This is a genomic window from Bacillus sp. hwrm1 (assembly GCF_040207805.1).
In the GTDB taxonomy this organism is placed as follows: domain Bacteria; phylum Bacillota; class Bacilli; order Bacillales; family Bacillaceae; genus Bacillus; species Bacillus velezensis.
Window position 1 is genome coordinate 24,827 of the sequence record NZ_CP157943.1, and the last position, 14,189, is coordinate 39,015.

Consider the following 14,189-nt stretch of genomic DNA (forward strand, 5'->3'; position numbering starts at 1 on the left):
ATTTATCTGACGAATACATTATAAAGGTCTTTTTTTGGCAAAAACAGAGTGTAAATAACCAGAGCCAAAGGAAACGGCATAGCGCTTTCTTCTTAAAATATATAACATTTCCTATATCTGTTTCTGTTTATATTGTAAAATGTTGAAGGAAAGGAAGTTGATGCATAAATATGAATACGTTTGTACGGCCAGCAGAGGGAAGAAATAGTGTATCGAGATATCTTCTTTCTCTGTTGGTCATAGTGGGTTTGTTCTTTTTCGGAAGCATACTGACCGTGTTTTATATGTTTCTCATGTCCGCTTTCAATCCTTCATTGACGATAAATTGGGATGAGGGGGCATTAAGTGACCCGCTGGCGGATATTTATTTACAGCATATCGTCTATTTCATAGCGATTCCGGGCATTTGGATAGCGGTTCGTTTCATTATGAAACGTCGTTTTTTATCCATCATCACACCGAATCAGTCGCTGAACTGGAAGAGAATTTTCTTTGGATTCGGCACATATGTTGTGCTGATGTTTGTCGCGGGGCTGATTGATTTTACAATTCATCAGGATCGTTTCTCGCTTCAGGAATTCCATGCTTCACGTTTTCTGCTGCTGTTAGCGGCGGCCGTCTTGTTGGTGCCGATTCAAACCTCTGCGGAGGAATTTCTCTTTCGCGGTTTTCTGCTTCAGTTCGCCGGAAAATTGACGGCAAACGCGGTAGTTCTGACAGTCATTATCGGCGGATTATTCGGCGCACTTCATTTCGGGAATCCGGAGATGGAAAATGGAGCTCTCTGGGCGGGAATCGGATATGTCACCATTGGCATGATCTGGACCTTTATCACGATTAAAACGGGCAGTCTGGAGATGTCCCTTGGCGGTCACGCTGCCAATAATATGTTTTTATTTATCTTTCTCACAGAGGATCATTCGGTGTACGGCGGCATTCCGTCGATATTTACAACAGCAGCCGGCGGCTATGAAATATATGATTGCATATCGACGCTGGTGATCAATATCATCTTCGTATGGCTCGCGTTCCGTTTTGTGAAAAAAGAAAAGCAGCAGGCCGCCTAGGCTCTGCTGCTGATTTGTAAGGTGTTCTTCGCTTCATCAATATCCGTCGTCGGCCTCCGGCAGGCGAAATTCTCACAAATGTAGACCGTTGTCTTCCCGTCGATCATTTGATAACCCGTGGCAAAGTCAGAAATGCCGGCAAGCTCTTCCGGATGTTCTGCGGCGAGAATCGTATAGGCGGGAGTGAAATGCTCCTGAAGCGCCTCAATGAAACGTTTTCTGTCTGGGTCATCTTTCCTTCCGAAAACAACGATTTCTTTTTGGGGCATTGTATGTGCCAGTACGCTTTGCATGAAGAAAGCGTTGCTGCTCGGATAGGCCTCTATTTCCCGTTTGAACACAGAAAACATCGCTTCGGCTTTTTCAATCAGTGATATATCACCCGTCAGGCGGCCGAGACGAAGCAGCTGTACGGCAGCCGCGCTGTTTCCGGAAGGCACGGCCCCGTCATAAACCTCTTTTTCCCTGACAAGAAGGGTCTCAGCATCATTCCCCGTAAAGAAGAAACCTCCGTGCCGTTCATCCCAGAACAGCTCCAGCATGCTTGTACATAACGTTTTCGCTTTCTGCAGATAAGACGGATTAAAACCCGCTTCATACAGTTCAAGATAAGCCCAGATGAGAAAAGCATAATCATCGATAAACCCTTTGTTTTTCACTTCGCCCTCGCGATAGCGGACCATGACGCGCCCGTCCGGCATGAGGTGCCGTTCGAGAAAGCGGATCGCTGTTTCCGCCATGCTGAGAAAGTCAGGCTCGTGAAATACCTTTGCGGCTTTTGCCAGCCCGGCAATCATGAGCGCGTTCCATGAGGTCAGCACTTTGTCATCTGTATGCGGATAGCTTCTGTTTTCACGGGCCTCCAGCAATTTTGTTCTTGCCTCTTCAAGGCGTTCGGCCAGCTCATGTCCGGTGAGGCCGGTCTCTTCGAGGATGGCCTCACGCCGCGTGAAAATGAGGTGCGGGATGTTTTCGCCTTCAAAATTGCCTTGATCTGTGATGTTATACACCTTGCAGTAAAGCGGGCCGAGTTCATCACCGAGAAGGTTCATAATTTCTTTTTTGGACCATATGTAATATTTCCCCTCACGGCCTTCGGTATCAGCGTCTAAAGCTGAGAAAAAGCTGCCGTCTTCATGCATCATTTCCCGCTGAATAAACGTTACGATCTGCAGCGCAATCTGTTTGTAGCGCTCATTACCTGTGACTTGGCAGGCTTCTGTATATGCGGTCAGGAGAAGGGCGTTGTCATACAGCATTTTCTCAAAATGCGGCACGAGCCATTCATTATCAGTCGAGTAGCGGGCAAAGCCGAACCCGATGTGGTCAAAAATCCCGCCGTTCGCCATGCCGTCGAGTGTCTTGGTTACGCCGGCCAAAGCCTGTTCCTTGCCCGTATAGCTGTAGTAGCGAAGCAGAAACATGAGCATATGCGGCATCGGAAATTTCGGAGCCTGGCCGAACCCGCCGTACACTGTATCAAACCCGCCGGCCAGCTGGCGATACGTGTCATGAACAGCCTGTTCGCCAAGCATGCCCTCGGCCGGGTGAACCTTGACTTCAAGATGAGCGGCGGCGTTTTCGGCGATATCCTCGACATGCTGCCGGTCATTCGCAAACGTTTCGGACAGATGTTCAAGCACATCGATAAAGCCCGGACGGTTAAATTTGCTCGTCTTCGGAAAATATGTCCCCGCATAAAACGGCTTCTGATCTGGGGTGACGAACACGTTCAGCGGCCACCCGCCCTGCCCCGTCATCAGCTGGCAGATTCTCATATACACGGAATCCACATCAGGCCGCTCCTCACGATCAACCTTGATGGCTATGAATTTATCGTTTAACATACCGGCGATCTCTTCGTCCTCAAAGGATTCGTGGGCCATTACGTGACACCAGTGACACGTCGAATAGCCGATGCTGACAAGAACCGGCTTGTTTTCGCGTTTTGCTTTTTCGAAGGCTTCTTTTCCCCAAGGATGCCAGTTTACGGGGTTGTGGGCGTGTTGGAGCAGATAGGGGGACTTCTCCGTGATTAAACTGTTGGGTTTGCTATTGTTTGGCATGGGCTCACCTGCTTTCTATTAATATTTGTATGTTTAACATACCACAATCCTCTAAAAAAATTCATACACTCAACTTTGTGAACCAAACCCAAGTCATTAAAAAGGAGAACTGCTTATGACTCTATTTTCAGGGTTAAACTTCATCTACCTTATTGCTTTTTAGATAAGAAGTAAGGATTTAAAATCTTTATCGTTTTATTTACTGTTAGATAGGTGAAACACACTCCGGCGACTGTAACCATCCCGCCTGTCAGTGCAATAAACGCAGGTACTTCACCTAACCACACCCAAGAAATGACCAAGGCTATAGCGGGTGTTAAATAAAGTGAAATGGTTGCTTCTGAAGCACCGACGAGTGAAGTTACATAAGCAAGTGCAAAGTAAGGCACAACCGTTGGTAATAAACCTAAGTAAACGATAGACAATGTTGAGTTCATTGAAGCGTTCAAAAACTCTTCCCCTAAGCCAGGCAGAAATACAAGCATAGGTACTGTCCCGCCCCAAATAGTGAATGTAACGAATGGAATAAATCCATATTTTTTTATATAGCGAGCTTGAAAAACGAAATAAATACTCTCCGAAAAAGCTGCCAGCAGGATTAACAAAATGCCGTTCACTGAATTTGTATAGTTTCCTGCCCCAAATGAAATGATCGACACACCCAATAAACTTATGATAGAGCCAATCCATTTATAAAGCCCAAAATGTTCACCAAAAAACAGACGGGATAACATTGCAGAAAAAATAGGTGTCATGGTCACGAGTAAGCTTGCTACCCCTGCGCTGACTGTTTTTTCTCCGATATTCAGCAAAATGTGATATAGTGCAAAACCTAAAAATCCTAACGATAAAATAGCAGGAACATCCTTCATGTCAGGTAAACGCATATGAGTCAAAATAGCAAAAACCACCAGCACCATTGACCCAATCAACAAGCGAAACAAAGCGAGGTGTTCCGGCGTGTAACTCTCCAAACCCGCGCGAATTCCCGGGAAAGCTGATGCCCACAACCCAATCATCAGACTGTAAGATATGCCGATTCGAACTGTTTTCTTTTGCATCTTTCTCACTCCTCTTTACAAAAACCAACCAGTTATTTAATGTGTTTCTATATTAATAAAGATTTGATGATATGACTTCAACCAGTTAAATAGATTTTGACCCAACCACTTTTAAGGAGGATCCTTTTTATGAGCGCTCCAGAAGAAAAAAAGATGAAAAAGCTTCCTAAGTACATACAAATCATTCAATTTATAAAAGAGAAAATAGGAAATGGAGAATGGCCGATTGGAAGTAAGATTCCAAGCCAGCGCACGCTTGCTAAACACTTTGAGGTGAACAGGAGCACAGTCATTACAGCTTTAGAGGAATTGACGGCGGATGGATTAATCGAAGGCAGAATGGGCAAAGGGACAGTTGTTACGAACAATACATGGACACTTTTGGCTAAGAATTCCGCTCCCGATTGGGATCAGTATGTAACCTCCGGAATCCAGCAGCCAAGCCAAAAAATCGTTCAAGAGATCAATAAATCAGAATCGAATTCTGATCTTATACAGCTCAGTAAAGGAGAACTTTCACATGAGATTTTTCCTTTAGCTGTTATGAAAGAGATCATGGGAAAGGTATCTCAAAACATAGAGGCATTCGGGTATGAGGAACCAAAAGGCTATTTGCCTTTGAGAGAGGCATTAAGCGGCTATTTAAGAACAATCGGCATTCAAGCGTCTCCTTCTTCCATTCTTATTGTTTCGGGCGCACTGCAAGCCTTGCAGCTTATATCAATGGGGCTTTTACAAAGGGGATCGACCGTATTTCTCGATCAGCCTTCCTATCTTTATTCATTACACGTATTTCAATCAGCCGGTATGAAGCTGACTGGAGTTCCTATGGATAATAATGGACTTTTGCCGGAACACATCCACATGGCAAGGGGGGAACGGGGGAGGGCTATCTTATATACAAATCCTTGTTTTCATAATCCGACAGGTATTTTAATGTCAAAAAAGAGACGAGAAGAAATCCTTGCGGCAAGTGAGAATGCACAGCTTCCCATTATTGAAGATGACATTTATCGTGAGTTATGGATAGATGAGATTCCTCCAGATCCTATTAAAACAATAGATAAAAATGGGCATGTGCTTTACATAGGCAGTTTATCGAAAACGTTAAGTCCGGGCTTGAGGATTGGATGGATCGTCGGTCCAGAACCAGTGATTGAACGTTTATCCGACATAAAAATGCAAACAGATTACGGCTCCAGTTCGTTATCTCAGAGAGTAGCGGCAGAGTGGTTTACATCCGGTGAATACCAGCAACATCTAGAACAGGTGAGAAGTCAATTAAAGGTGAGAAGGCAATTGGTCATGAGTCTCTTAGAAACCAATTTGAAGAATGTCGCTGCATGGAATATGCCGAAGGGAGGATTCTTTGTCTGGGTAAAAATATTGCCTTCACTATCTATGAAATTACTTTATACAAAAGCTTTGACAAAAGGGATACTTCTCAATCTCGGCAGTATCTATGCTCAAGAAAAAGGGAATTATATTCGCTTATCATATGCTTATGCATCTCTTGAAGACCTTCAAAAGGGAATTTATGAATTGGGTTTGATGATTAAGGAATTGGCAAGCAGATAAATATAATGATTACTAAAAGACAGGGACATGCTATCAATGACAAGAATCTGCTTGTTTTCGCGTTTCGCTTTTTCAAATGCTTCTTTTCCCCTCATGAAAACCAGTAAAAAAGCCGCCAACAAAGCGGCTTTTCTTAAGTTAAGATGCCGAATGTCAAAAAATGTTAATTTCTGCTCTCCTTGTTTTTATTCAAACTTCAATCTGTATGGCTATGTCTCTCCTAGAAGAACAGCGGCTTGGTTCTTGAAGAGTAAATCATTTAATCCAAAGCGCTATGACTCCTGCAGATGAAATTCAGATCATTGGGCCGTATAACCGCCATCCATTACGACTGCCTGCCCTGTAACGCCTTTCGCTTTGTCACTGGCGAGGAATACTGCGTAATCAGCGATTTCTTGCACGGCTAACAAACGTTTTTGAGGAACCAAGGGGTAAATGACTTCTTCAAACACCTTTTCTTTAGAAATGCCTCTAGTCTCTGCAATATCGTTTAACTGGTTTTGCACCAATGGAGTGTCGATATATCCCGGACACAAGGCGTTGACGGTAATTCCGTATTCCGCTCCTTCCAATGCTGATACTTTAGTTAAACCGATCAAACCGTGTTTAGCGCTGCAATAAGCTGCTTTCCCTGCAAAACCAATTAAACCATTTATGGAAGCCATATTGATGATGCGGCCAAATTTTTGTTTTTTCATCAAAGGGAATACTCTTTTTGTCGCACTAAAAGGAGCAGTAAGCATTAATTTCAGCATAAATTCAAACTTATCAGTCGGGAAGTTTTCTATATCCGACACATGCTGAATCCCCGCATTGTTTACCAGAATATCCAATCGTCCAAAGGTTTCAAGTGTCTTAGAGACACTTTTTTCTACTTGTTCTTCGTTTGTTACATCACAAACCGCAGAGAGGACTTCGTATCCTTGTTCCGTAAGTTCCTCAGCTGCATGTTGCACGGCTTTTTCGTTCAAATCGGAAATCACAACTTTTGCGCCTTCTTTAGCGAATTCACGTGCAATTTCTAAACCAATTCCACTCGCCGCGCCTGTAACAAGAGCAACTTTACTTTCCAATAATTTACTCATAGTAACCCCTCCAGGATTCATTTTGGTCTTCTAAAAGTTTACACCCAGCAGTTGTATAAGTAAAATGAATAAAAAGAATATAATGTATTCGTTAAACTTATGGAATGGAGATCATACGATGGATATACGCCAAATCACTTACTTTCTTGAAGTTGCTAAATCCAACAGTTTTACTAAGGCATCAGAAAATTTGCATTTGTCACAGCCTGCCTTAAGTAAGATGGTGAAAAGTTTGGAAGAGGAATTAAAGGTTGAGCTCATTGATCGATCAGCTAGACAAATCGCTTTGACAGATGCAGGCGAAATTGTATTTGAGCAAGGCCAAATGATTATGAAGTCAATAGATGACTTGTCGACGAACTTATACGATCTTTTACATTTAAAAAAAGGAAAAGTGAAAATTGGAATACCGCCGCTTATCGGTGTCTTGTTTTTTCCTAAAATCATTAGAGGATTTAAACAATTGTATCCTGATGTGAACATCAAGCTGATAGAACATGGGGGAAACAAGGTGAAACAGGAGGTTGAAGATGGGGTACTGGATCTTGGCGTGGTTATTGAACCAGTGGACGAAGAGCAGTTTGATATCATTCCATTGCTTAATGAAGAACTGATGCTCTTCGTTCATTCCGCTCACCCGCTTGTTCATAAAGAGATTGTGGAAATGCAAGACTTGAAAAATGAACCTTTCATCCTGTTTAGTGAAGACTTTTCTCTTCACGATCGGATTATTCAAGAGTGTATTAGAGCCGGTTTTCGTCCAAATATCGTTTATGAAAGTTCTCAATGGGATTTTATCAGCGAAATGATTGGAGAAGAACTAGGTATTTCCATTTTTCCTCAGTCTATAGTGAAAAAGACTGATCAAAGTTTAGTTAAGGCAATTTCTATTGTCAATCCATCCATTCCTTGGAAAGTGGCGATTATTTTAAAAAAAGGCAAATATGTTTCACACGCAGTACGCGAATTTATCCGGTATATTTCATTTTTTTGTAAGAGTAATTACGCAGATCAAGATAACTCATGAAAAAAATGAATGGTTTTTATAGTTTTTATGTATTTTACGGTTAGAGAGGGCTGCGATATATTATCTTATGTCAGAAAATAAGTACTTTTCAGGAGGAAATTCAAATGGATCAAAGCCGTTACCAACAAGGTTTAGACAAATTAATGGAGTACACTTTAACAAGCGATGATAAAATCTCTACGCATTTAAAGATTTCTGAAGACTTGAAAGATATCGCTCCAGATGTAAGTAAGTACATGATAGAATTTGCTTACGGAGATATATATTCACGACCGGGATTAACCAATCAACAACGTGCGCTTGTTACCATTTCATCCCTTGTAACGCAAGGAACCGAGCCGCAGCTTGAACTTCATATCAATACAGGGCTTACATCCGGATTAACACCGACTGAGATTGTAGAGAGTATCACCCAATTGGTTCCTTATACAGGATTCCCGCGTGTACTTAATGCTCTTTCAGTGGCTAAGAAGGTGTTTGCACAACGACATGTAGAAAACCATTGAGAAATAAAGAGCTTGTATGGAATGCGGGTTGAATTAGTATAAACTCATCAATAGAATATACACAAAACGACAGCCTATAAGGCTGTTTTTTAATAGTCTCGCTTATCATAAAAAAGTCTGTGCCAGGCCTATATATGGTCTCTTTTTTGTTTTCGGTTGATCATATGTAAAAGCGATTATATTAATCGCTTTTTGATACTTCGAAACATGCTAACCTTCGACCTCTTTATCAGTAAGCACTTTTAAAGCATTTCTTACTTTTAAGGCGAAGTTGACAGGTTTATCAATCGCTTCGAAATGAATATACATCAGTCTCGGTTTATCAAACAGCCAGTGATTGTGTAGAGACGTTACAATCAGATCATGTTTCCGAAGAACGCTGATAAATGGATTGATTTCTTTTTGCAGAATGACAGTTTCTCCGCTGCAAAGAGCACGGCCGTCTTTTGTCATTGATTCAAATGAAAACATTTGCGGAATGAGCAAGAATGATCTTCCGGGCCGTCCAAGCACTACAGGTTTTATATTCGTTCGTGATCTCATTACTGTACAAATTCCATTTTCAAACGTATGCATGGTTCCGCCTAGAATATCGTTGAACTCGTCACAAAGACCATGCCGTTCAATCATTTCCCCGTCAGTTTTTGGTACCGCACGCACAGTTTTAGTAGTTAGAACCCTCAGGGCCTCTCTCACTTTTCTTGCAAAATTGAGAGGTTTATCAATTGATTCAAAATGCATAAACATCAGGCGCGGTTTATCAAACAGCCAATGGTTATGAACGGCAGTTACGATGATACCGAATTTGCGCAGCTCACTCATTAACGGGTTCACTTCTTCTTGCAGTAAAACAGTCTCACCTAAACATAAAGCTCTGCCTTCCCGATCCATGCTTTCAAATGAAAAGGCCTGAGGAATAAAAGGAAATGCCTCGGCTCTTCTTCCGAGTACCACCGGATGAATGTTGCTTCGAAATCTTGTCGCCGTACATACGCCATTTACGACACTGGGCGTTGAATTGAGAATTCTAGCAAATTCTTTGCAGAGCCGTGATGGCTCCATACTCGTTTCTTCCACTTCATATCTCCTCCTGGAATCTATTTATAACGTACGTAGTATTAAAGATATGTGAAGATAGAAAAAATGTAACGCGTCAGCAGTCCCTATTAGAGAGAATCAGCCTTCCTAGTATAATTTGAGATTTTCTTCCCTTTTTATAATCTCTTTAACTGTTAATTTTTAATAGATTAAAAGCTTAAATTGGTAGTTTTATTCCAGCTTTGATTTTTTTGTGGCGGTCATTTGTGACAAGCACCGGCTGAGCACACATACCTTTTAGTTGTGAGTTTCAGAATATGAAAAAAAGCCTTTATACAAGGCTTTCGGTAAATAATTCATACAGCCGTTTGGCTGCTCATTAGTGACAGCTCACAGCTCTTTTGTCATCAAGACGTGCGGGATGCCGTCTTCCATAAATTCCGGTGAATCTGTCTGATAGCCCAGTTTGTGATAAAAGCCTTCCGCATGTGTTTGTCCATGCAGTTTACATTGGGTGATGCCTTTTTCTTTTACCATGTTTTCTAATTCGCTTATGATGACTTTGCCCAACCCGTATTTGCGGTAAGGCTTGAGGATGCAGATTCGTTCGAGCTTGCCTGTATGGTTTACAATGCGGACGCGTCCTGTGCCGGCAGGCTGATTTTCATGATAAACCAAGACATGCCCGCACTGTTCCTGAAGCGTATCGAACTGATCAAATTCATCGGATTCAGGTACTTGCTGTTCCTCAATGAATACTGCTTTTCTAATCTCAAGCGCTGCTTGCAAATCAATTTCCGTTGTTATTCTTTTTATCTTCATAATCAACCAATCCTTTTCACATGTTAGTCTGGACTGCACGGCTTGCTTGTGGTCTTATAGAAGTAACGATAAAACAATTATATTGCATATGCAACAAAAACATGAAGGGTTTGAAAAGATATGACTGATATTTTGCGGGAAATCGGCATGATCGCACGGGCACTGGATTCCATCAGCAATATTGAATTTAAAGAATTAGACTTAACAAAAGGGCAGTATCTCTACCTTGTGCGTATATGTGAAAACCCGGGAGTGATACAGGAAAAAGTGGCGGAAATGATTAAAGTCGACCGAACAACAGCGGCGAGGGCAATCAAAAAACTGGAAATACAGGGGTTTATTGAAAAGCGTCCTGATGATCAAAATAAAAAAATAAAAAAACTGTTTCCGACTGAAAAAGGGAGAAAGGTTTATCCGTTATTGCAAAGAGAAGGAGAGCATTCTGCGGAGGTGGCCCTGTCCGGCTTTACATTTGAGGAAAAAGAAACCATTTTCAGCCTTCTTCAGCGGGTGAGAAAAAATATAGAACATGATTGGGAATTTGTGAAGAAGGGGAATAAAAGAGATTATTAATGGTCATTAATTCCTTTTAGTGAATGATTGCGTTGTGAATGATTAAAGTCATAAATGGATACGTTATCTGTGACATCTCCTTCCTCGGTTCCTGCTTCAACATAGCCGATAGGCTTATTTTTAACGAAAAGTATCAATTATGGTATATTTAAATAAGAAAAAATAATTGAAGCGGGGAATGATATGAGTACAATCGAAAAACAAAGACGTAAGAAATTCAGAGCGAAATCAATCGTACGGGCCATCATGGTCATCATCGGCGGAATTATTGCCGCGTATGGACTGGAAACCGTATTGATTCCGAATAGTGTATCTGACGGCGGTGTAACCGGACTCAGCATTGTCGGTTCACAGCTGTTTCATTTGCCTCTTGGGATCTTAATTGCGGTGATCAATATACCGTTTGTCTGGTTAGGATATAAGCAAATCGGGAAAGGTTTTGCGTTTCTATCAATTATCGGTATTGTCTCACTTGCCGCGGGCACGAGTTTTTTCCACCACACACCGGCTATCATCGAGGGAGACACCCTGTTAATCACCGTTGTCGGCGGGATTATTCTCGGCTTTGGAATGGGATTGGCATTGCGCAACGGCGGCGCATTAGATGGAATTGATATGCTGGCTGTGCTTCTGTCACGGAAATTGCCGTTTGGCACGAGCGACCTCATTTTATTTTTAAACATGTTTGTGTTTATTTTTGTTTCTTTTGTATTTGGGCTGCAAGGCGCATTGCTTTCCGTCATTGCTTACTACATTGCATCTAAGGTGATTCATGTGGTTGAGGAAGGCTTAAGCGGTTCTAAAACATTTCAGATTATCACCAATGAGCCTGCATTAATGGTAGAGACCATTCGTGAAGAATTGGGCCGGAGCGCTACTTATAAAGAAGCATACGGCGGTTTTTCTCATGAAAAATTCCAAGAAATCACATGTGTCATCAACCGTTTGGAAGAAACCAAACTGAAAGAAATTATTAATGACATTGATAAACAAGCCTTTGTGACGGTATATGATGTCGCAGAAGTAAAAGGCAGTAATTTCAGAAAAGTCCATAATCATTAAGAAGCGAGCTGCCGTTAATCGGCAGCTTTTTTTAAAAAAGGAGAAAAAACTTGCAAAAATAGAATGACGGTTGTATATTGTTGATATATCAAACATTGACTAGTCAATTAATTGCGCAAAAGAAAGTGGGGATGGGTTTTGACAGCATGTTGTTCAGAGGAAGGCGAGATTTTATATCAGCTCCAATCACTGCATAAAGTGATCGGCACGAAGTTTGAAGCGTGCACCGGAATCAGCCAATCCCGCCTTGAGCTTCTCGCCGTGCTTTTTTACGTCGATGAGATCAGCCAAAGCGATCTTCAGAAAAAGGTGAATATTGATGGCGCAGCCGTGACAAGACACTTGAAACAGCTTGAAGCCAAAGAAATGGTCACAAGAAGGCGGAAGCCCGAGGACAACCGAATTATACTTGTCCGGCTTACTGAACAGGGGCGGGAGAGAATCGAGGCTTCCAAAAAGGAGAAGGAGCGTTTCATAAAGGAAATGCTTGCCGGTGTCAGCGAGGAAGAACGCAGTATGTTAAAAAACGTATTGTCGCAGATGCAGAATAATATAGAAAATATGAAAGCATAGGAGTGTTTTACACATGAAAACAGAACTGAAAACAAACGACTTTATGGACATTATGAAAGGGCGCCGTTCCATTCGGAATTATGATCCGGCTGTTAAAATCAGCAAAGAAGAAATGACTCAAATCCTGGAAGAAGCAACGACAGCGCCGTCTTCAGTCAACGCGCAGCCGTGGCGTTTTCTCGTCATTGACAGCCCTGAAGGAAAAGAAAAACTCGCGCCGCTTGCCAGCTTTAACCAAACACAAGTCAGCACATCATCTGCGGTGATCGCGGTTTTCGCAGATATGAACAGTGATGACTATTTAGAAGAAATTTATTCAAAAGCGGTCGAACTGGGCTACATGCCGCAGGAAGTAAAAGACAGACAAATCGCTGCGTTGACGGCGCATTTTGAAAAACTTCCGGAGCAAGTGAACCGTGAAACGATTCTGATTGACGGAGGACTCGTTTCCATGCAGCTGATGCTTACGGCACGCGCGCACGGCTATGACACAAACCCGATCGGCGGCTACGATAAAGAAAAGATTGCCGAGGTTTTCGGAATGGATAAAGAGCGTTATGTACCGGTCATGCTGTTATCAATCGGAAAAGCGGCAGACGAAGGATATGCTTCCTACCGTCTTCCTATCGAAACAATCGCACAATGGAAATAAGGTTGAAGTGAAGCTGAGAGGAGAGGGACAGTGGACATGATTGCGGCTGTTTTCGTCGGAATTGTAGCTTTAGAACATATATTTATCATGATACTTGAAATGTTTTTTATCAATTCGAAGGCAGCTAAGCGGTCCTTCAAATTGCCGAAGCATTTAGAAGGTGATCGGAATGTAGCGGTCATGTTTGCAAATCAGGGTCTGTATAATGGATTTCTGGCTGCCGGCCTCATTTGGGGGCTGATCCTCGGAGCTGATCCGATTGGCCATATGATTCAAATGTTTTTCGTCATCTGCGTGGTCATCGCGGCCATTTTCGGAGGCTTTACTTCAAACAAATCAATTATCGTAAAACAAGGACTTCCGGCTGTTTTAGCGCTTATTTTTCTTTTATTGGCGTAGCAGATGGAAAGAGGGCTTCCGGAAAGGAAGCCCTCTTTTTTTATTCTGTTTTGAAAATCATTCCTTAGGCGGATCTTTTTTGAATTACAGATAAATGCTTACCGCAGAATAGATGAGCAGCAGACACATCACGATGCGAAACGCTTTATCGTGTTTCTCAAAGAGATGTTTAAAAACAGAGCCGAACGCCGACCACAGCAGTAAAGCCGCCCAGCCCAGGAGAATAGCCGACGCGAGCCAGAACGCAATCAATGGATACGTGTGCTGAAATGGCAATATAAAAGCGCTCATTAAGGTTAAAAAGAATAAAATACTCTTTATATTGATCATTTGAAACAGAAATCCCGATAGAAAAGACGATCGGGTTTTTTCAGAATCGCCTTTTGATGTTTTGGGCAGCGAAATCTGCCAAGCCAAATAGAGCAAATAGACGGCTCCGGCAATTTTAAAGTAAGGTTCCACGACGGGAATCCAATGATAAACACTCATTGTGAACAGACCGCTGAGAATGCCGAGCACTGCAAATCCCGTCAGGATTCCGCCGTTAAAACGCCATGAACCGATAAAGCCGGCTCTGCGCGCTTCATTCATCATTAAAATATTGCTCGGCCCGGGCGTAATAGATGTCATCAGGACATAAGAAAGAAAAGCTATGATACTCATTAAATCACCTTCATTTG

The 14,189-nt window shown here is 42.3% G+C and carries 15 protein-coding genes; 9 read left to right on the forward strand and 6 right to left on the reverse strand.

What is annotated here, in order from left to right; all coding sequences use genetic code 11:
• Window positions 1-170: 170 nt before the first annotated feature.
• Window positions 171-1,067, forward strand: coding sequence for a CPBP family intramembrane glutamic endopeptidase (locus ABK447_RS00140; protein ID WP_100001694.1), 897 nt, complete (start codon window positions 171-173; stop codon window positions 1,065-1,067).
• Here the strand turns inward: ABK447_RS00140 and ABK447_RS00145 are convergent.
• On the reverse strand, window positions 1,064-3,133 hold the full coding sequence (locus ABK447_RS00145) for a thioredoxin domain-containing protein (RefSeq protein ID WP_191973979.1): 2,070 nt from the start codon (window positions 3,131-3,133) through the stop codon (window positions 1,064-1,066). The two genes, ABK447_RS00140 and ABK447_RS00145, sit on opposite strands and share 4 nt — an antisense overlap.
• 149 nt (window positions 3,134-3,282) lie before the next feature.
• Window positions 3,283-4,194, reverse strand: a complete 912-nt coding sequence (locus ABK447_RS00150; RefSeq protein WP_061046522.1) for a DMT family transporter — start codon at window positions 4,192-4,194, stop codon at window positions 3,283-3,285.
• A 129-nt stretch (window positions 4,195-4,323) separates the two neighbouring features.
• On the opposite strand from ABK447_RS00150, the gene ABK447_RS00155 reads away from it, so the two are divergent.
• Window positions 4,324-5,772: a PLP-dependent aminotransferase family protein gene (locus tag ABK447_RS00155; protein ID WP_007409885.1), complete on the forward strand. Its 1,449-nt coding sequence runs from the start codon at window positions 4,324-4,326 to the stop codon at window positions 5,770-5,772.
• Between the two features lie 299 nt (window positions 5,773-6,071).
• On the opposite strand, the gene ABK447_RS00160 is transcribed toward ABK447_RS00155, so the two are convergent.
• Window positions 6,072-6,857 (reverse strand): 3-hydroxybutyrate dehydrogenase, encoded by a 786-nt coding sequence (locus ABK447_RS00160; protein WP_007409884.1) that lies wholly within the window; start codon window positions 6,855-6,857, stop codon window positions 6,072-6,074.
• Between the two features lie 118 nt (window positions 6,858-6,975).
• On the opposite strand from ABK447_RS00160, the gene ABK447_RS00165 reads away from it, so the two are divergent.
• A complete protein-coding gene (locus ABK447_RS00165; RefSeq protein WP_007409883.1) occupies window positions 6,976-7,884 on the forward strand; it encodes a LysR family transcriptional regulator in 909 nt (302 codons plus the stop codon).
• Between the two features lie 104 nt (window positions 7,885-7,988).
• On the forward strand, window positions 7,989-8,390 hold the full coding sequence (locus ABK447_RS00170; protein ID WP_007409882.1) for a carboxymuconolactone decarboxylase family protein: 402 nt from the start codon (window positions 7,989-7,991) through the stop codon (window positions 8,388-8,390).
• Window positions 8,391-8,600: 210 nt separating this feature from the next.
• On the opposite strand, the gene ABK447_RS00175 is transcribed toward ABK447_RS00170, so the two are convergent.
• Window positions 8,601-9,467 (reverse strand): DUF1259 domain-containing protein, encoded by an 867-nt coding sequence (locus tag ABK447_RS00175; RefSeq protein WP_191973981.1) that lies wholly within the window; start codon window positions 9,465-9,467, stop codon window positions 8,601-8,603.
• A gap of 351 nt (window positions 9,468-9,818) precedes the next feature.
• Window positions 9,819-10,250 (reverse strand): GNAT family N-acetyltransferase, encoded by a 432-nt coding sequence (locus ABK447_RS00180; protein WP_072589783.1) that lies wholly within the window; start codon window positions 10,248-10,250, stop codon window positions 9,819-9,821.
• Between the two features lie 120 nt (window positions 10,251-10,370).
• On the opposite strand from ABK447_RS00180, the gene ABK447_RS00185 reads away from it, so the two are divergent.
• From ABK447_RS00185 to ABK447_RS00205, 5 genes are all read left to right on the forward strand, one after another.
• On the forward strand, window positions 10,371-10,823 hold the full coding sequence (locus ABK447_RS00185) for a MarR family winged helix-turn-helix transcriptional regulator (RefSeq protein WP_191973982.1): 453 nt from the start codon (window positions 10,371-10,373) through the stop codon (window positions 10,821-10,823).
• A 183-nt stretch (window positions 10,824-11,006) separates the two neighbouring features.
• Window positions 11,007-11,885, forward strand: a complete 879-nt coding sequence (locus ABK447_RS00190; protein WP_032870851.1) for a YitT family protein — start codon at window positions 11,007-11,009, stop codon at window positions 11,883-11,885.
• Between the two features lie 111 nt (window positions 11,886-11,996).
• The gene (locus ABK447_RS00195) at window positions 11,997-12,458 is read left to right on the forward strand and encodes a MarR family winged helix-turn-helix transcriptional regulator (protein ID WP_169510223.1); all 462 of its coding nucleotides are present in this window, start codon (window positions 11,997-11,999) and stop codon (window positions 12,456-12,458) included.
• A 13-nt stretch (window positions 12,459-12,471) separates the two neighbouring features.
• Window positions 12,472-13,110 (forward strand): nitroreductase family protein, encoded by a 639-nt coding sequence (locus ABK447_RS00200; protein ID WP_004393039.1) that lies wholly within the window; start codon window positions 12,472-12,474, stop codon window positions 13,108-13,110.
• 30 nt (window positions 13,111-13,140) lie between these two features.
• On the forward strand, window positions 13,141-13,509 hold the full coding sequence (locus ABK447_RS00205) for a DUF1304 domain-containing protein (protein WP_038464539.1): 369 nt from the start codon (window positions 13,141-13,143) through the stop codon (window positions 13,507-13,509).
• An 84-nt stretch (window positions 13,510-13,593) separates the two neighbouring features.
• Here ABK447_RS00205 and ABK447_RS00210 read toward each other — a convergent pair whose 3' ends face one another.
• Entirely contained in the window at window positions 13,594-14,172 is a 579-nt protein-coding gene (locus ABK447_RS00210; protein WP_012118916.1) for a LysE family translocator, read from the reverse strand.
• Between the last annotated feature and the right edge of the window lie 17 nt (window positions 14,173-14,189).

Excerpts from the sequence above, each read along its gene's own strand:
- ABK447_RS00140 (WP_100001694.1), top strand. The coding sequence starts at position 171 with ATGAATACGTTTGTACGGCCAGCAGAGGGAAGAAATAGTGTATCGAGA.
- ABK447_RS00145 (WP_191973979.1), bottom strand. The coding sequence starts at position 3,133 with ATGCCAAACAATAGCAAACCCAACAGTTTAATCACGGAGAAGTCCCCC.
- ABK447_RS00150 (WP_061046522.1), bottom strand. The coding sequence starts at position 4,194 with ATGCAAAAGAAAACAGTTCGAATCGGCATATCTTACAGTCTGATGATT.
- ABK447_RS00155 (WP_007409885.1), top strand. The coding sequence starts at position 4,324 with ATGAGCGCTCCAGAAGAAAAAAAGATGAAAAAGCTTCCTAAGTACATA.
- ABK447_RS00160 (WP_007409884.1), bottom strand. The coding sequence starts at position 6,857 with ATGAGTAAATTATTGGAAAGTAAAGTTGCTCTTGTTACAGGCGCGGCG.
- ABK447_RS00165 (WP_007409883.1), top strand. The coding sequence starts at position 6,976 with ATGGATATACGCCAAATCACTTACTTTCTTGAAGTTGCTAAATCCAAC.
- ABK447_RS00170 (WP_007409882.1), top strand. The coding sequence starts at position 7,989 with ATGGATCAAAGCCGTTACCAACAAGGTTTAGACAAATTAATGGAGTAC.
- ABK447_RS00180 (WP_072589783.1), bottom strand. The coding sequence starts at position 10,250 with ATGAAGATAAAAAGAATAACAACGGAAATTGATTTGCAAGCAGCGCTT.
- ABK447_RS00185 (WP_191973982.1), top strand. The coding sequence starts at position 10,371 with ATGACTGATATTTTGCGGGAAATCGGCATGATCGCACGGGCACTGGAT.
- ABK447_RS00190 (WP_032870851.1), top strand. The coding sequence starts at position 11,007 with ATGAGTACAATCGAAAAACAAAGACGTAAGAAATTCAGAGCGAAATCA.
- ABK447_RS00200 (WP_004393039.1), top strand. The coding sequence starts at position 12,472 with ATGAAAACAGAACTGAAAACAAACGACTTTATGGACATTATGAAAGGG.
- ABK447_RS00210 (WP_012118916.1), bottom strand. The coding sequence starts at position 14,172 with ATGAGTATCATAGCTTTTCTTTCTTATGTCCTGATGACATCTATTACG.